Origin of the sequence: Pseudomonas fungipugnans (assembly GCF_029955235.1) — a bacterium.
In the GTDB taxonomy this organism is placed as follows: domain Bacteria; phylum Pseudomonadota; class Gammaproteobacteria; order Pseudomonadales; family Pseudomonadaceae; genus Aquipseudomonas; species Aquipseudomonas fungipugnans.
Window position 1 is genome coordinate 1,085,678 of the sequence record NZ_JARBWL010000002.1, and the last position, 17,367, is coordinate 1,103,044.

Consider the following 17,367-nt stretch of genomic DNA (forward strand, 5'->3'; position numbering starts at 1 on the left):
GTTCCCGGCTGCCACAGCCTCCCGACAATGCTAAGGTTCGGCCCTAGCGTTTGTATTTTCCCAAGGAAGCTTTTATGCCGGACGCCACGTCCCTCAACGCTGGTTTTATGGTGGTTCAGAGCAACAGTCTGGATGAACTGCGCAGCCTTGTGATCAGCGTCATGCGGCGTTTTCCGCTGGCTCCCTTGGAAAATGAAATCGCCCTGGTGCAGAGCAATGGCATTGCACAGTGGCTGAAGCTTGCACTGGCAGAAGACCCCGAAGATGACGATTTGGGTGGCTGTGGCATCGCAGCCGCTATAGATGTGCAACTGCCAGGCAGCTTCATGTGGCAGCTCTATCGCATGGTTCTTGGCCGTGATGAAATTCCGGTCAAGTCCTTGCTCGACAAAGCGCCGCTGACCTGGCGCTTGATGCGCTTATTGCCACAGCTGATCAACCAGCCACATTTCGAACCTCTGCAACGCTTCCTGACCCACGACTCTGATCTGCGCAAACGCTATCAGCTGTCCGAGCGTCTGGCGGACCTGTTTGACCAATACCAGGTATATCGTGCGGACTGGCTTGAAGATTGGGCCGCCGGGCGTCATCAATTACGCAATGGTCGAGGTGAAACCAAAGCCCTGAGCCCGGCCAACTGCTGGCAGGCAGAGTTGTGGCGAGCGCTGCTGCTGGATGTGGGGGAGCAAGGCATGGCGCAAAGTCGTGCCGGTGTTCACCAGCGCTTCATCGAGCGTATCAACAGCCTTGATGTGGCGCCCGCAGGGCTGCCTCCCCGTGTCATCGTTTTCGGGATTTCTTCGCTTCCGGCTCAAGCCCTCGAAGCGCTCGCGGGCCTGGCCAGGTTCAGCCAGGTTTTGCTGTGTGTCCACAATCCGTGTCGCCACCATTGGGCAGACATCGTCGCCGATAAAGACCTCCTCAGACACCAATACAAACGCCAGGCGCGCAAAAATGGCATGCCGGTCGTACTCGATCCGCAAACCCTGCATCAGCATGCCCACCCATTGTTGGCCGCATGGGGCAAGCAGGGGCGTGACTACATCAATCTGCTCGACAGTTATGACGATCCCAACAGCTATCGAGCGGCATTTCGTGACGGGCGTATCGACCTGTTCAGCGAAAGTCAGCCGCACAACATGCTCAACCAACTGCAGGATGACATCCTCGACCTGCGCCCCCTTGACGAGACGCGTGATCATTGGCCAGCAGTCGATTTGACGCAGGATAAGTCGATCCGCTTCCACATCGCTCACAGCGCTCAGCGCGAAGTGGAAATTCTTCACGATCAATTGCTCGAGCGCTTCAGTGCCGATCCGGATTTAAGACCACGCGATGTGATTGTGATGGTCCCGGATATCGACAGCTACGCCCCCCATATTCGCGCAGTATTCGGCCAGCTTGAACGTCATGATCCGCGCTTTATTCCCTTCACCCTGGCCGACCAGGGCCAACGCGGCCGTGATCCGCTACTGATTGCCGTCGAACATTTGCTCAAGCTGCCGGACAGCCGCTTCCCCGTCAGCGAGATTCTCGACCTGCTGGATGTTCCCGCATTACGGGCCCGGTTCGGTGTCGAGGAACGGGATCTGCCAACCCTGCACCGCTGGATCGAAGGCGCCGGCATCCGCTGGGGCATGAATGCCGAACAACGAGCCGGCCTTGGTTTACCCGAGGAACTGGAACAGAACAGTTGGCATTTCGGTCTGCGACGGATGTTGCTCGGTTATGCCGTAGGCAGTGCCAGCGCCTGCGAAGGCATTGAACCCTATGACGAGATCGGCGGGCTGGATGCAGCATTGATCGGTCCGCTGGTCGCGTTGCTGGATGCGTTGGAAATCGCCCACCAGGAGCTCACCCAGCCGGCTGCACCCAAGCAGTGGGGTATGCGCCTGCAAGCGTTGATGCAGCTATTTTTCCTGGCGAGCAACGAACACGATGATTACTTGCTGGCTCAACTGGAAGAGTTGCGCGAGACCTGGCTCGACACCTGCGAGTCAGTCGGTTTGCAGGACGAATTGCCATTAACGGTGGTTCGGGAAGCGTGGTTGGCGGGCCTCGACCAAGGGCGTTTGTCCCAGCGGTTTCTCGCTGGCGCAGTCAACTTCTGCACCTTGATGCCGATGCGCGCCATCCCTTTCAAACTGGTTTGCCTGCTGGGCATGAATGACGGTGATTACCCTCGCGCCCAGCCGCCACTGGACTTTGACCTGATGGGCAGCGACTACCGCCCAGGTGATCGCTCCCGACGCGAAGACGACCGATACCTGTTGCTTGAGGCGTTGCTGTCGGCACGCAATCAGCTCTATATAAGCTGGGTCGGACGCAGCATTCGGGACAACAGCGAGCGCCCGGCATCGGTACTGGTTGGTCAGCTACGCGATCATCTCGCCAGTGGCTGGCGGCTGGGCAATGAAGAGCATCCACTACTTGAGGCGCTGACTCAGGAACATCCCTTGCAACCTTTCAGTGCTCGTTACTTCCATGAAGGCGATGCGCTCTTCAGTTATGCCAGCGAATGGCAAGTGCTGCACCAACTCAATAAGCCGCAAGCCAACATCGAAATTCTCGACGCCTACGTTCAGGAAGAACCGTTGAGCCTGGGGCAACTGCAGGATTTCCTGCGTAACCCGGTACGACACTTTTTCAGTCAGCGGCTGAAAGTTTTTTTCGAAGCTGCTGAAGTGCCATTGGCCGATGAAGAGCCCTTTGTTCTCGACGCGCTGCAACGCTACAGCCTGAGTGACAGTTTGCTCAGCGCAGCATTGGGGCAGCTCGAGCATTCGGATCAGGCGTTGCAGGCCCAGGCAGTACGTCTGCAAAACAGCGGGCTGTTGCCCATGGCCGGATTTGGCCAATGCCTTCAACAAGAGTTGATCGAGCCGCTGCCCGACCTGCTGCAGCGTTATCAACAACTCCTTACATTGTGGCCAACACCCCTCGCCAGTGCCTTGCCCGTGAGTCTGGAGCTGCACGGCCTGCAACTTGAGGGCTGGCTCAGTGGCCTGCATCAGCGTGCTGATGGTGGCTTGCTATCGGTCACGACGATTCCCAACAGCATCGGCTCGATCAAGACCCGCAAATGGCATCGTCTGACGCGACCGTGGGTCAATCATCTGGCGGCATGCGCCAGCGGCCTCTCGATCAGCACCGCCTTGGTAGCCAGTGATGACACCTTGTTGCTGGAGCCGCTGACACAAGAGGCCGCACTCAAAACGTTGGGCAACCTGCTGCTGGCCTGGCAAGCCGGCATGCGCCAGCCACTGCCGATCGCCGTGAAAACTGCGTTTGCCTGGCTCGCTCAAACCGATCCGCTCAAAGCGGATGCCGCAGCACGCAAGGCCTACGAAGGTGACGGTCAGACCACCGAAGGGGAGCGTCGTGAAAGCCCCGCTCTGGCCCGACAATTCGCCGACTACGACAGCCTTGTTGTCGACGAAACCTTTACCGATTGGTGCGACGCCTTGTATCGACCGTTGCTTGAAGCACCGTGGCGCTCACTGACCAGCGAGGGCGCGCGCTCATGACCGGCAAAGCACCGCTGGCCCTGGCGTTCCCGCTGCGTGGCAGCCAATTGATCGAGGCCAGCGCCGGGACCGGCAAGACCTTCACCATCTCCGCACTTTACTTGCGCCTGGTGCTTGGTCACGGCGGCGAGTCGAGTGGTTTTGGGCGAGAGTTGCTGCCGCCGCAAATTCTTGTCGTCACGTTCACCGATGCCGCCACCAAGGAACTGCGCGAGCGTATTCGCACGCGACTCGCCGAAGCAGCCCGATTTTTTCGTGACGAAACCCCGGCACCGGATGGCCTGATTGCCGAATTGCGCGAGCAGTTTCTTCCCGAGCAATGGTCCGGCTGCGCAAACCGTCTGGACATTGCCGCCCAGTGGATGGACGAAGCCGCTGTCTCGACCATTCACAGCTGGTGCCAGCGCATGTTGCGCGAGCATGCGTTCGACAGTGGCAGCCTGTTTACCCAGACCCTGGAGACCGACCACAGCGATTTGCTCGGTGAGGTGTTGCGCGATTACTGGCGGCTGTTCTGTTATCCAATGCAGGGTGATGCATTGAGTTGGGTTCGCGGAAATTGGGGCGGACCTGCCGCGTTGTTGCCGCGTGTACGCGGGCTGTTCGCCAGCGAACGTGACAGCGTTGAAGGAAAAGATCCCGCCGAGCTGATTACCGAGTGCTTGCAGGAGCGTCGAGCTGTCTTGCTGGATCTCAAGGCCCCCTGGCGCCAATGGGCGGACGAATTGCTTGCGATCTGCCACCAGGGTGTCACGAGCAAAAGCGTCGACGGCCGCAAGATGCAGGCACGCTATTTCGAGCCGTGGTTCGAAAAAATCAAGGCCTGGGCCGAAGACGAAACCCTTGAACAACTGGATATTGGCACAGGGTTCACGCGCCTGACACCCGACGGCATGGCTGAAGCCTGGAAAGGCGAAGTGCCGGTTCATCCAGGGCTGGATGCGATGCCAGGTCTCAAGGTCAGTCTCGATGGCTTACCCACCCCTGATGCCGCTGTCCTGCAACACGCGGCCCAGTGGGTCGGAGCGCGGTTCGAAGAAGAAAAACGTCGCCGCGCCGAAATGGGTTTCGATGACATGCTGCTGCGTCTCGATGCCGCTTTGCAGGCCGATGGTGGTGAGCGCCTGGCTGCATTGATTCGCGAACAGTTTCCGGTGGCATTGATCGACGAATTCCAGGACACCGATCCAGTGCAATACCGCATCTTCGAAAGCATTTATCGCATCGAAGACAACAACCCGGAGTGCGGGCTTTTTCTGATTGGTGACCCGAAGCAGGCGATCTATGCCTTCCGCGGCGCCGACATCTATACCTACCTGCGCGCACGTCAGGCAACCACAGGCCGTCTGCACACATTGGGCACCAATTTCCGCTCCAGCCCCGGCATGGTCGCTGCGGTAAACCATGTGTTCCAGCGCGCCGAGTCCCGTGAGGCCGGTCGTGGGGCTTTTCTCTTCCGCGAGAAAACCGGCGAGAATCCGGTGCCGTTTCTACCGGTGGAGTCCCAAGGGCGCAAAGAATCTCTGCTGATTGCCGGTCAGCCCGTGCCAGCGCTGAACATCTGGCACCTGGACGCCGAGCAACCACTGTCCGGCGCGGTTTACCGGCAGCAACTGGCGGCAGCTTGTGCCAGTGAAATCACCGCTTTGCTCAACGGCGGACAACAAGGTCAGGCGGGCTTCATTCAGGAAGGCAAAGATTTCAGAGGCTTGCTGCCAGCCGATATCGCGATTCTGGTGCGTGATGGAAAGGAGGCCCAGGCCGTACGGGGCGAGCTTTCGTCTCGCGGCGTGCGCAGCGTGTATCTCTCGGACAAGGATTCGGTATTCGCCGCCCAGGAAGCCCATGACCTGCTCACCTGGCTCAAGGCCTGCGCCGAACCGGATGTCGAACGTCCACTGCGTGCGGCACTGGCCTGCATCACGCTGAATCTGTCGCTGGCTGAACTGGAACGGCTGAATCAGGACGAATTGGCCTGGGAAGCACGGGTCATGCAGTTCCGTCGTTATCGCGAGATCTGGCGCAAACAGGGTGTACTGCCGATGCTGCGGCGCCTGCTGCATGACTTCCAGCTGCCCCAGGCATTGATGACCCGTAATGATGGCGAGCGGGTGCTGACCAATCTGCTGCACCTGTCCGAACTGCTGCAACAAGCCGCTGCCGAACTCGATGGCGAGCAAGCCCTGATCCGTCACTTGTCCGAACACCTTGCGTTGTCCGCGCAGGCTGGCGAAGAACAGATCCTGCGTCTGGAAAGCGACGAGCAACTGGTCAAGGTCGTGACCATTCACAAGTCCAAGGGACTTGAGTATCCATTGGTGTTTCTGCCGTTCATTTGTTCGGCGAAACCGGTGGACGGCAGCCGTTTGCCATTGCATTACCACGATGCCACGGGCAAGGCTCAGATAAGCCTGAAGCCGACTGCCGAGCTGATTGCCTTGGCCGATGATGAACGTCTGGCCGAGGACCTGCGCTTGCTGTATGTGGCCCTGACCCGGGCGCAACATGCCTGCTGGCTCGGCGTGACGGACCTCAAGCGTGGCAATCACAACCGCTCGGTGTTGCACTTGTCGGCACTGGGCTATCTGCTGGGTGGTGGCGCGCTGTTGGCCGAGTCCGCCGGATTAAGGCGCTGGCTGGAAGACTTGCAGCAGGACTGTCCGGCACTCGGTTACGCCGAGATGCCGCCAGCAACCGCCGAGCTCTACCACCCACCTCGCAACGAAGCGACCTTACTCGCACCGCTGGTGCCCAAGCGCAAGGCCAGCGAAAACTGGTGGATCGCCTCATACAGTGCCTTGCGTATTGGCGATCGCTTGAGCGTCGGCAATGACGAGTCTCCGGAGAGCCCGCAAGCGCAAAAGCTCTTCGATGATGAACGCCTTGATCCGGACGCGCCGCGTGAAGTGATCGCGGGTGGCGCCGATATTCATCGTTTCCCTCGTGGCCCCAACCCAGGCACCTTCCTCCACGGATTGCTGGAGTGGGCCGGTAGCGAAGGCTTCGCTGCCACACCACAAGCGGTTGAGGATGCCATTGCCCGTCGCTGCAACCGCCGTGGCTGGGAAGGCTGGATCACCACCCTCAGCGACTGGCTGCAACACCTGCTCAAATCGCCGCTGTACATCGGCGGCGGCCAGGCACCTGTGGTATTCGAGCAGTTGAGCGAATACCGGGTCGAGATGGAGTTCTGGTTCGCCAGCCACAAGGTCGATGTGCTCAAACTCGACGAACTGGTGCGCCAGTACACCCACAATGGCGTGGCCCGAGTGGCCGCCGAGCCGGTGTTGCTCAATGGCATGTTCAAGGGCTTCATCGACCTGACGTTCGAGCACGAAGGGCGCTATTACGTCGCGGACTATAAATCCAACTGGCTGGGCGTCGATGACGCGAGCTACACCGGGCAAGCCATGGAGCAGTCGATCCTCGACAACCGTTATGACCTGCAATACGTCCTGTACCTGCTGGCCCTGCATCGCCAGCTCAAGGCGCGGCTTGCCGATTACGACTATGACCGTCACATGGGCGGCGCGCTGTATCTGTTTCTGCGTGGAACACGGGCGGCCAGCCAGGGCGTGTATTTTGCCCGTCCGCCTCGTGAACTGATCGAGCGACTGGACCGTCTGTTTCAGGGCAAGCCGGAACAAAGAGTCGAGCCCGCCTGGGAACAGGGAGTACTGCTATGAGCCGCACTTTCGCCGATTTACTGCCTGACTCTCTGGCAGCGGAAAACCTGGCGGATCTGGCGCCGCTCAGCCGCGCCGATGATCTGCTGCTGTTACTCACCCGCTGGGTCGACCGAGGCTGGCTGCGGGCGTTGGACAAGGCTTTCGTGGCCTTTCTTCACGAACTTGCCCCGGCTGACGATCCGCTGGTGTTGCTGGCCGCTGCGTTGACCAGCCATCAACTGGGTCACGGCCATGTGTGCCTGGATCTGTTCGAGACGCTCAAGGCGCCGGATTTTGCCCTGTCGTTGCCCCCTGAAGGCGACGTGCAAACGGGTGCCATGTTGTTGCCCTCGCAGTTGCTGCAGACGCTGGACGGCGCCCATTGGTGCAAGGTGCTGGCTTCAAGCAGCCTCGTCGCATTGGCGGTAGACAGTCGCGAAGCCGCAGAGCATCGGCCCTTGGTGCTCTCGGGCAAACGCCTGTATCTGCGCCGTTATTGGGCGTACGAGCGACGCATCGACAATGCGCTGCGCCAGCGTCTGACGGAGCATGAAGCAACGCCGGCGGACTTGCCCGAGCGCCTGACCGGTCTGTTCGGCCCTGCCCGGTCTGGCGAGGTGATCGACTGGCAGAAACTTGCCTGTGCCCTGGCTACCCGTGGTGCGTTCAGCATCATCACCGGCGGTCCCGGCACCGGCAAGACCACCACCGTGGTGCGCTTGCTGGCCTTGCTCCAGGCGCCTGCGGTCGAGGCTGGTCAACCGCTGCGTATTCGACTGGCCGCCCCCACCGGTAAAGCCGCCGCGCGCTTGACCGAGTCGATCAGTCAGCAGGTACAAAGCCTGAAAGTGGCGGATGCCGTGCGGGAAAAAATACCGTCTGACGTGACCACCGTGCACCGTTTATTGGGCAGTCGTCCCGGCACCCGGCATTTCCGCCATCACGCGGGTAATCGTTTGCCGCTGGATGTATTGGTGGTCGATGAAGCATCGATGATTGACCTGGAAATGATGGCCAATTTGCTCGACGCCTTGCCGCCTCATGCGCGCCTCGTTTTGCTGGGTGACAAGGATCAACTGGCCTCGGTGGAGGCGGGCGCGGTACTGGGTGATTTGTGCCGGGATGCTGAAGGCGGTTGGTACAGCCCGCATACGCGCCAATGGCTGGAGAGCGTCAGCGGTGAACAGCTGGCCTCCAGCGGTCTGCACGAGGCAGCTGCGGGGACTCACCCGCTGGCCCAGCAAGTAGTCATGCTGCGCCATTCACGTCGATTCGGCGAAGGCAGCGGCATTGGTCAACTGGCCCGGTGGGTCAACCAGCAGAAACCGGGTGAGGCTCGCAAATTATTGGCAGCCCGCAGTCACGCGGATGTGTTTTCCCTGGCGCTCAAAGGTGAACACGATCATGCCCTGGAGCGTTTGTTGCTCGAAGGCCACGGTGACGGCCCGCAAGGTTATCGGCACTACTTGAGTGTGTTACGCACCCAGCGCCCGCCACTCGGCACGCCCCTTGAAAATCCGCGCTGGACCGACTGGGCTCGTCAGGTGCTGCAAGCGTTCGACACTTTTCAGTTGCTCTGTGCCGTGCGCAAAGGCCCTTGGGGTGTCGAAGGGCTGAATCAGCGCATCACCGAGGCCCTGCTCAAGGCGCGATTGATCGACAGCGATCCCCGTGAGCAGCAATGGTACGAAGGTCGCCCGGTGCTGATGACCCGCAACGATTACGGCTTGGGCTTGATGAACGGCGACATCGGCATTGCGCTCAAACTGCCGGAGCGTGATGGCTCCCAGGCTGGTAAACCGGTGCTGCGCGTGGCTTTCCCGCGCAATGACGGACAGGGCGGTGTGCGTTTCGTGCTGCCGAGCCGACTCAACGATGTCGAGACGGTATATGCGATGACCGTGCATAAATCCCAGGGCTCGGAGTTTGCCCACACGGCGCTGATTTTGCCGGACGCGCTGAATCCGGTACTGACCAAGGAGCTGATCTACACCGGCATTACCCGGGCCAAAGACTGGTTCACACTGATCGAGCCCCGCGCCGGTGTGTTCGAAGAAGCGGTGCAGCGCAAGGTTAAGCGCCTGAGTGGATTGATGCTCGATCTTGAGGATTTTGTCGAACCGTTGGCGTGACGACAGGCCGTCAAAGCAGCGAAAACGCTGCAACTGCGGCGGTGCGCGACCTCGCTGGCGTTTCGGCGCTGTGCTATCGTTGCGGCATCATTTTTGACGTTCGAAGAGAATCCCTGCATGAAGCTGGCTGTCTGGGCGACAGAGCGCGTTTTTTGCTGCAAGCGAGTATTGCTTGTCAGCTTTCTCTGTCTGCTGACGGGCGTGGTGTCTGCTCAGCCTGAAACCGTCGTGAGCATGGCCGATCAACGTGCCAAGGCTGTCACCCAGGTGGTACTCGGCATTCTCAGTTACGCCCGCTGGCCAGTTGAGCCTGCGCAGCTTCGACTGTGTGTGGTCGGGCCGACGGAATACACCGATGATCTGGTCAAAGGCAGCACACAGGCGACAGGCCGCCCGGTCACCGTGCGCCGGCTGCTGGCCGATAATCCGGCGATTGTCAGCGAGTGCGACGCGGTCTACATCGGCAAATTGACCGCCGATGAACGCAGCAGGTTGTTCACTTCGCTGATGGGGCACCCGGTGTTGAGCATCAGCGAAGGGGGCGATCAGTGCACCGTTGGCAGCCTGTTCTGTTTGCGGGTTGCGGATGATCAGGTGTCTTTCGAGGTCAACCTCGACTCTGTCGCGCGCAGCGGCGTACGCATTCACCCCAGCGTGCTGCAACTGTCGCGCCGCAAGCTGGCGGCACCATGAGCCTGTTCAAGTCGGATAACCGTCCAACCCTGCGCTCTGTAATCGGCCGCGGGCATTTGATTGTCGCACTGGTGGGCGTGGCCATGGCCAGTGTGTCGCTGACCCTGCTCGGGGTTTTGGCCTTGCGGGTTTATGCCGACCACAACCTGCACCTGATTGCCCGCTCAATCAGCTACACCGTGGAAGCGGCGGTGGTGTTCAACGACAAGGCGGCTGCCACCGAAGCGCTGGCGTTGATCGCCTCGACCGAAGAAGTGGCGGACGCCCAGGTATCGGACGAGCAGGGACAGTTGCTGGCGCATTGGCAGCGACCGGAAACCGGCCTGTTCTCCGACCTGGAGATCCAGATTGCCAAGGCCTTTCTTGAAAAGCCCATCGACATGCCGATAGTCCATCAAGGTCAGGAAATCGGCAGCATCCACCTCACCGGCCACGGCGGCAGCCTGATGCGTTTCTTGCTCAGCGGTCTGGTGGGGATCGTTTTGTGTACCGCGATCAGCGCCTGGGTGGCGCTCTATCTGGCGCGCCGACAACTGCTGGGTATCACCGGCCCGTTACGCAGTCTGGCTGCCGTCGCCCACGCCGCCCGCAGCGATCGTGCCTTCGACCAGCGCGTGCCTGCGGCGGCCATCGCCGAACTGGACAATCTGGGCAACGACTTCAATGCCTTGCTCGACGAACTCGAATCCTGGCAGACCCATCTGCAAAGCGAAAACGAAACCCTGGCCCACCAGGCCAGTCATGACAGCCTCACCGGATTACCCAACCGGGCGTTTTTCGAAGGCCGGCTGATTCGCGCCCTGCGCAATGCCAGCAAGCATAACGAGCGTGTTGCGGTGCTGTATCTGGACAGCGACCGGTTCAAGGAAATCAACGACAACTTCGGTCATGCCGCGGGCGATGCGGTGCTGGTTGCGGTGGCGACCCGGGTCCGTGCGCAGTTGCGTGAAGAGGACCTGGTGGCGCGCCTGGGCGGCGACGAGTTTGCCGTCCTGTTGACGCCGCTGCACAAGATCGAAGACGCCGAACGCATCGCCGATAAAATCATCGCCAGTATGGAACTGCCGATTTCGATACCCGGCAGTACCTCGGTGTTGACCTCGCTCAGCATTGGCATTGCCGTGTATCCCGATCATGGCGCTACACCGGGCACCCTGCTCAACGCCGCCGACGCGGCCATGTATCAAGCCAAACGCCTGTCGCGAGGCGCTCATCATACGGCCGGGTCGGAGCACCCGGTCGCCCATATTCAAACCAGGAGCTGATTCCAGTGAGACTATTTCCACAACGATCCCTGCGCCTTTTCATGATCACACTGTTCATGGCCATGCTGGCCCTGAGCGGTTGCCAGACTGCGCCGCAAAAAGGCCTTAGCCCGGCGCAAATCGCCGTCCTCAAGCAACAGGGCTTTGAGCTGACTGACGAGGGCTGGGCCTTTGGCTTATCCGGCAAAGTGCTGTTCGGCAGCGATATCGAAAGCCTCAACAACGCCAGCACCGAAATCGTCCAGCGCATCGGCAAGGCCTTGCTGGGTGTCGGTATCGAGCGAGTACGGGTTGATGGTCACACCGATGCCTCGGGCAAAGAGGCCTACAACGAGCAGCTGTCGCTGCGCCGGGCAAAAAGCGTCGGCAAGGTGCTCACCGGGGTCGGCATGAAAGAAGAAAACATCAAGCTGCGCGGCCTGGGCAGCAGCCAGCCGGTCGCCTCCAACGACACCGCAGCCGGCCGTACCGAAAACCGTCGGGTTTCGATCGTGGTGATCGCCGACTAGTCGGCGAACAACATCTCCCGACTGTCCCCCATCAACAGGCCCTGATTCTGCTCGGTGACATCGCGGATGTAATCCCACAACAGGGTGATCCGCTTGAGCTTGCGCAGGTCCTCGCGGCAGTACATCCAGAACTGCCGGGTGATGTTGATTTCCTGCGCCAGGACCGGCAGCAATCGCGGGTCTTGCGCCGCCAGGAAGCACGGCAGAATGGCCAGCGAGCGCCCTTGCTGCGCCGCCACGAACTGCGCGATCACGCTGGTGCTACGCAAGTTGGCGCTGGCGCCGGGCAGCACATTGGCCAGGTACAGCAGCTCCGAGCTGAACGCCAGGTCGTCCACATAACTGATAAATGCATGGCTGGCCAGGTCGGCCGGGCGGCGGATCGGTGGGTGTTTGTCCAGGTAGTCCTGGGTCGCGTACAACTGCAATTTGTAGTCGCAGAGTTTGCAGCAGACGTACGGCCCGTGTTCCGGTCGCTCCAGGGCGATGACGATGTCGGCCTCGCGCTTGGACAGGCTGATGAAGTGCGGCAGCGGCAGGATATCCACCGAAATCGCCGGATAGGCGTCGACGAAATGGCTCAGTTGCGGCGTGATGAAAAAACTGCCGAAGCCTTCGGTGCAGCCCATGCGCACATGCCCGGACAGCGCCACGCCGGAGCCTGAAACCTGCTCGCAGGCCATGTGCAACGTGCTTTCAATCGACTCGGCATAACCCAGCAAACGCTGGCCTTCGGCGGTCAGGACAAACCCGCTGGTCCGGGATTTTTCGAACAGCAGGGTGCCCAATGCCGCTTCCAGCGAGCTGATGCGCCGCGACACGGTGGTGTAGTCCACCGCCAGGCGTTTGGCGGCGGTGCTGGCCTTGCGGGTGCGGGCGACTTCGAGAAAAAACTTGAGGTCATCCCAGTTCAGCGAGCCTAAAGACGTGATGTTTTTTTGCATGATGGACCGGCTTTTATGTGCGTTCTTATTAGAAGTTTGCACATCTATACTCCAAAAACAGTCCGGCAACCAATCCGCGACACACGCCTCATCTCAAGGCGACTTTCTCGCCTTGGCTCCCAAAATAAAGATAACGCCCTGGAGACCAGCATGAACGCATCGCTCACGCCCAACGACACCACCGTGCAGAACGTCAAGCTGTTGATCAACGGCGAGTGGGTCGAGTCCCAGACCACCGAGTGGCACGACATCGTCAACCCGGCCACCCAGCAAGTGCTGGCCAAAGTGCCGTTTGCCACCGCCTCTGAAGTTGACGCAGCCATCAGCGCCGCCCATCGCGCCTTCCAGACCTGGAAGCTGACGCCGATCGGCGCGCGGATGCGCATCATGCTCAAGCTTCAGGCTTTGATTCGCGAACATTCCAAGCGCATCGCCGTGGTCCTGAGTGCCGAACAAGGCAAAACCATTGCCGACGCTGAAGGCGATATTTTCCGTGGTCTGGAAGTGGTCGAGCATGCCTGCTCCATCGGCACCCTGCAGATGGGCGAGTTCGCTGAAAACGTAGCGGGTGGCGTCGACACCTATACCCTGCGTCAGCCGATCGGCGTTTGCGCCGGCATCACGCCGTTCAACTTCCCGGCGATGATCCCGCTGTGGATGTTCCCGATGGCCATTGCCTGCGGCAACACCTTCGTTCTAAAACCGTCTGAACAGGATCCGCTGTCGACCATGCTGCTGGTGGAACTGGCGCTTGAAGCCGGCGTTCCGGCAGGCGTACTCAACGTGGTGCACGGTGGCAAGGACGTGGTGGATGCACTGTGCACCCACAAAGACATCAAGGCCGTTTCGTTTGTCGGTTCGACGGCGGTCGGCACCCACGTTTATGACCTGGCCGGCAAACACGGCAAGCGTGTGCAATCGATGATGGGCGCGAAGAACCACGCCGTAGTGCTGCCGGACGCCAATCGCGAACAGACGCTCAATGCCTTGGTCGGCGCTGGTTTCGGCGCGGCGGGCCAACGCTGCATGGCCACCTCGGTGGTGGTGCTGGTGGGCGCCGCAAAACAATGGCTGCCGGACCTCAAAGCGCTGGCGCAGAAACTCAAAGTGAATGCCGGCAGCGAAGCCGGTACGGATGTCGGCCCGGTGATTTCCAAAAAGGCCAAGGCGCGGATTCTTGACCTGATCGAAAGCGGCATCAAGGAAGGCGCCAAGCTGGAGCTGGACGGTCGCAGCATCAGCGTTCCAGGTTTCGAGCAAGGCAACTTCGTCGGCCCGACCCTGTTCTCTGGCGTCACCACCGAGATGCAAATCTACACCCAGGAAATCTTTGGTCCGGTGCTGGTGGTGCTGGAAGTCGACACCCTTGATCAGGCCATTGCACTGGTCAACGCCAACCCGTTTGGCAACGGCACGGGCCTGTTCACCCAGAGCGGTGCGGCGGCGCGTAAATTCCAGAGTGAAATCGACGTCGGCCAGGTCGGGATCAACATCCCGATTCCGGTGCCGGTGCCGTTCTTCAGCTTCACCGGTTCCCGTGGTTCGAAACTCGGCGACCTCGGTCCGTATGGCAAGCAAGTGGTGCAGTTCTACACGCAGACCAAGACGGTCACCAGCCGCTGGTTCGATGACGACAGCGTCAACGACGGCGTGAACACCACCATCAACTTGCGTTAAGGAGCCGGCCATGAAAATTGCATTTATCGGTCTCGGCAACATGGGCGCGCCGATGGCGCGCAACCTGATCAAGGCTGGTCACGCACTGCGCCTGGTCGATCTGAACAAAACCGTGCTGGCAGAACTGGAGCAACTGGGCGGCAGCATCAGCGCGTCGGCGCGCGAAGCGGCGCAAGGTGCAGAGCTGGTGATTACCATGCTGCCAGCCGCCGTTCATGTGCGCAGCGTCTGGCTCGGTGAGGACGGTGTGTTGGCGGGCATCGGCAAAGGCGTGCCGGCCGTGGATTGCAGCACCATCGATCCGCAGACTGCTCGCGATGTGGCGGCGGCAGCGGCGAAACACGGCGTGGCCATGGCCGATGCGCCGGTTTCCGGTGGCACTGGCGGTGCGGCGGCGGGAACGCTGACGTTCATGGTCGGCGCCACGCCTGAACTGTTCGCCACCCTGCAACCGGTGCTGGCGCAGATGGGCCGCAACATCGTCCATTGCGGTGAAGTCGGCACCGGGCAAATCGCCAAGATCTGCAACAACCTGCTGCTGGCGATTTCCATGGTCGGCGTCAGCGAAGCCATGGCGTTGGGCGACGCTTTGGGGATCGACACCGGTGTGCTGGCGGGGATCATCAACAGTTCTACCGGGCGCTGCTGGAGTTCGGAAATGTATAACCCGTGGCCGGGCATCGTCGAAACGGCGCCGGCCTCGCGGGGTTATACCGGTGGGTTTGGTGCTGAATTGATGCTCAAGGATCTGGGGCTGGCCACCGAAGCGGCGCGTCAGGCGCACCAGCCGGTGGTACTCGGCGCCGTTGCGCAGCAGTTGTATCAGGCGATGAGCCTGCGCGGAGAGGGCGGTAAGGATTTCTCGGCGATCATCAACAGCTATCGCAAACCCCAATAAGGGGCGGGCGGGTCGGCAAGGCTTTTGTGGCGAGGGAGTAAGCTCCCTCGCCACAAAAGCCTGTCCTGCGCAAAGCGCTGCATCCAGTGAATATTTTCCGAGAGACCGCGTCGGGTGGCTTCTCGGTTTTTTGCATCAGGCAAATACAAAGTACTTGCGAACCGTTTCCACCACTTCCCAGGTGCCTTTCATTCCCGGCTCGACCACGAAAATATCGCCCGCTCGCAAATGAATCGGCGCCATGCCGTCCGGGGTGATGATGCAATAGCCCTCCTGGAAATGGCAGTACTCCCATTTCACGTAGTCGACGCGCCATTTGCCTGGTGTGCAGATCCAGGTGCCCATGATCTTGCTGCCGTCTTCGCTGGTGTAGGCGTTGAGGTTGACAGTGTGCGGGTCGCCTTCGAGCTTCTCCCATTTGCAGGCGTCGAGCACCGGCAGCGGGTGTGTATCGCGAAGGACGGTAATGGGTGTGGACATGACAACTCCAGGCGAACGGCGGATTGAACACCCACCGTATCGTTCACTGGAGGAGGCTGAATGTCTGGAGTCGACATCCAGTTACCTGTAAGCGCTGAAAGGCTGATTCCCCCGTAAAACCGGGGATTTGCACCATTTTTGTGCATATATGACAGTTGCGCTACAGCATCGCACCATAAAAGTTCAATAAATTTTTAGACTTAAACGAGATAACCAGCCGGACACCTATTGCAAAAGAAAATCGTCTGTACTATAACATTCGTACTAAAGGACAATCCTCCTCAGGGAGTTACACCAGAGTCACGGACAGACTTAATTCAGTTTTTTCTCTCGATCAAAATTGACTTGGCCACGGCTTCAAGTGCGCACCATCATCTGTCGTTTGTGAAAGACGGCCGGTTAATGGAATAGTCAGTTAATCAAGTGGCGCGGGCGCAATGTCATGCGTGCTTAAGGGAATGGAATCATCAAGTAGTTAGTTATTGGTTGTGCATGGCAGACGAAGTCTGCGACGTAGTCGTGCGCATCAGATATTTACGTGCCCGGCATCAATGGAATGAGGCTTTATTGTGGACGACATTAATGTAATTGAAGTTTCGACGACTATTGATTCACTCAGTGAGTTGGGTCGGCACGTGTGGATTCGTGCCGGCAGTCGTCTGCAGAATGTCCAGATGGGTGATGACTGTTTTGTCGGTTTCAAGTGCGTGCTCACGTTTGCCGCCATCGGCAAATCCAGCATGTTGGCCACTGGCGTGCAGTGCCTGGGCACGGCGGAGTCGCCAATCCATATTGCCGAAAATGTCTGGCTTGGTGCCAAGGTGACAGTGAGCGCCGGGGTCAGTATCGGTGCCGGCGCGGTGGTTGCCGCCGGGGCACTGGTGACCTCGGATGTGCCCGCCGATGCCATCGTGGTAGGGCGCCCGGCCCGGATCATCGCCCAGCGCAATGTGGTCGAGGACGGCACGCCGAGCCCCGAGCAGGTGCTGGCCAAAGTCCGCGACAGAGCGCTGCGCGGTCTGCCTTCATTGCTGGACCGGGCCTCGATGTCCGTCGCCGGGCTCAAGGCTTTGAACACGGATGCACAAACCTGGGACATCAGCGATGAAGCACTGATCGACGCCGAATTACGCGGTGGCGCATCGGTGGAAATCGCTCGGGACTGCATTCTGATCGGGCGCAGTCAGCGTCAGGGCGGTATCTCGCAACTGGGCGGCATCGAGATCGGCACGGGCGCCATATTGGCTGAAGGCGTCGTGATCGAGGCCGCCGGTGGCGTCAGTATCGGCGACTTCACCGAACTGGGCGCCAACGTCACGATTGTGGCTTCAACGCATGATCATTCATTTCGTTCGCTGCCTTGGGAAGAGGCCCCGGTGCGCATTGGAAGTCGCTGTGTGATTGGCGAAGGAACACTCTTGGTAGGTCCGCTGAATATAGGTGATGGTGCGGTTATAAAGCCCTATTCAGTGGTGATAAGGGATGTATTGGAAAACACTGTTGTTAATGGCGTTGTTCAACTAATGGAGATTCAAGAATGATTTTATTTGCCCCTAACCCCACCGGTTCAGGTC

11 protein-coding genes are annotated in these 17,367 nt (G+C 59.9%); 9 read left to right on the forward strand and 2 right to left on the reverse strand.

The window, feature by feature from the left end; translation table 11 throughout:
- The first annotated feature begins 74 nt into the window (after positions 1-74).
- From recC to yfiB, 6 genes are all read left to right on the forward strand, one after another.
- Positions 75-3,527 carry an exodeoxyribonuclease V subunit gamma gene (gene recC / locus POF45_RS19760; RefSeq protein ID WP_282316487.1) on the forward strand — a complete coding sequence of 1,151 codons (3,453 nt, stop codon included), beginning with the start codon at positions 75-77 and terminating at the stop codon, positions 3,525-3,527.
- Positions 3,524-7,213, forward strand: a complete 3,690-nt coding sequence (recB, locus tag POF45_RS19765) for an exodeoxyribonuclease V subunit beta (protein WP_282316488.1) — start codon at positions 3,524-3,526, stop codon at positions 7,211-7,213. Before recC ends, recB begins: the two co-directional genes overlap by 4 nt.
- Positions 7,210-9,327 carry an exodeoxyribonuclease V subunit alpha gene (gene recD / locus POF45_RS19770; protein WP_282316489.1) on the forward strand — a complete coding sequence of 706 codons (2,118 nt, stop codon included), beginning with the start codon at positions 7,210-7,212 and terminating at the stop codon, positions 9,325-9,327. Before recB ends, recD begins: the two co-directional genes overlap by 4 nt.
- A 117-nt stretch (positions 9,328-9,444) precedes the next feature.
- The gene (gene yfiR, locus POF45_RS19775; protein ID WP_259499075.1) at positions 9,445-10,020 is read left to right on the forward strand and encodes a regulatory sequestration protein YfiR; all 576 of its coding nucleotides are present in this window, start codon (positions 9,445-9,447) and stop codon (positions 10,018-10,020) included.
- Positions 10,017-11,285, forward strand: coding sequence for a diguanylate cyclase DgcN/YfiN (dgcN, locus tag POF45_RS19780; protein ID WP_259499077.1), 1,269 nt, complete (start codon positions 10,017-10,019; stop codon positions 11,283-11,285). The genes yfiR and dgcN overlap by 4 nt, the downstream gene beginning before the upstream one ends.
- A 5-nt stretch (positions 11,286-11,290) precedes the next feature.
- A complete protein-coding gene (gene yfiB, locus POF45_RS19785; RefSeq protein WP_489739885.1) occupies positions 11,291-11,794 on the forward strand; it encodes an outer membrane lipoprotein YfiB in 504 nt (167 codons plus the stop codon).
- Here yfiB and POF45_RS19790 read toward each other — a convergent pair.
- The gene (locus POF45_RS19790) at positions 11,791-12,738 is read right to left on the reverse strand and encodes a LysR family transcriptional regulator (protein WP_282316496.1); all 948 of its coding nucleotides are present in this window, start codon (positions 12,736-12,738) and stop codon (positions 11,791-11,793) included. The genes yfiB and POF45_RS19790 overlap by 4 nt on opposite strands.
- Before the next feature lie 150 nt (positions 12,739-12,888).
- Here POF45_RS19790 and POF45_RS19795 point away from each other — a divergent pair, with 150 nt between their 5' ends.
- Both POF45_RS19795 and mmsB read left to right on the forward strand, forming a co-directional pair.
- Positions 12,889-14,415: a CoA-acylating methylmalonate-semialdehyde dehydrogenase gene (locus tag POF45_RS19795; RefSeq protein WP_259499083.1), complete on the forward strand. Its 1,527-nt coding sequence runs from the start codon at positions 12,889-12,891 to the stop codon at positions 14,413-14,415.
- A 10-nt stretch (positions 14,416-14,425) separates the two neighbouring features.
- Positions 14,426-15,313: a 3-hydroxyisobutyrate dehydrogenase gene (gene mmsB / locus POF45_RS19800; RefSeq protein ID WP_259499086.1), complete on the forward strand. Its 888-nt coding sequence runs from the start codon at positions 14,426-14,428 to the stop codon at positions 15,311-15,313.
- 135 nt (positions 15,314-15,448) lie between these two features.
- On the opposite strand, the gene POF45_RS19805 is transcribed toward mmsB, so the two are convergent.
- Positions 15,449-15,793, reverse strand: a complete 345-nt coding sequence (locus POF45_RS19805; RefSeq protein WP_259499088.1) for a cupin domain-containing protein — start codon at positions 15,791-15,793, stop codon at positions 15,449-15,451.
- Positions 15,794-16,362: 569 nt separating this feature from the next.
- Here POF45_RS19805 and POF45_RS19810 point away from each other — a divergent pair.
- A complete protein-coding gene (locus tag POF45_RS19810; RefSeq protein WP_259499090.1) occupies positions 16,363-17,334 on the forward strand; it encodes an acyltransferase in 972 nt (323 codons plus the stop codon).
- The last annotated feature ends 33 nt before the right edge of the window (positions 17,335-17,367 follow it).

Coding starts and splice junctions, on each gene's coding strand:
- recC (WP_282316487.1), top strand. CDS start 75: ATGCCGGACGCCACGTCCCTCAACGCTGGTTTTATGGTGGTTCAGAGC.
- recB (WP_282316488.1), top strand. CDS start 3,524: ATGACCGGCAAAGCACCGCTGGCCCTGGCGTTCCCGCTGCGTGGCAGC.
- recD (WP_282316489.1), top strand. CDS start 7,210: ATGAGCCGCACTTTCGCCGATTTACTGCCTGACTCTCTGGCAGCGGAA.
- yfiR (WP_259499075.1), top strand. CDS start 9,445: ATGAAGCTGGCTGTCTGGGCGACAGAGCGCGTTTTTTGCTGCAAGCGA.
- dgcN (WP_259499077.1), top strand. CDS start 10,017: ATGAGCCTGTTCAAGTCGGATAACCGTCCAACCCTGCGCTCTGTAATC.
- POF45_RS19790 (WP_282316496.1), bottom strand. CDS start 12,738: ATGCAAAAAAACATCACGTCTTTAGGCTCGCTGAACTGGGATGACCTC.
- POF45_RS19795 (WP_259499083.1), top strand. CDS start 12,889: ATGAACGCATCGCTCACGCCCAACGACACCACCGTGCAGAACGTCAAG.
- mmsB (WP_259499086.1), top strand. CDS start 14,426: ATGAAAATTGCATTTATCGGTCTCGGCAACATGGGCGCGCCGATGGCG.
- POF45_RS19805 (WP_259499088.1), bottom strand. CDS start 15,793: ATGTCCACACCCATTACCGTCCTTCGCGATACACACCCGCTGCCGGTG.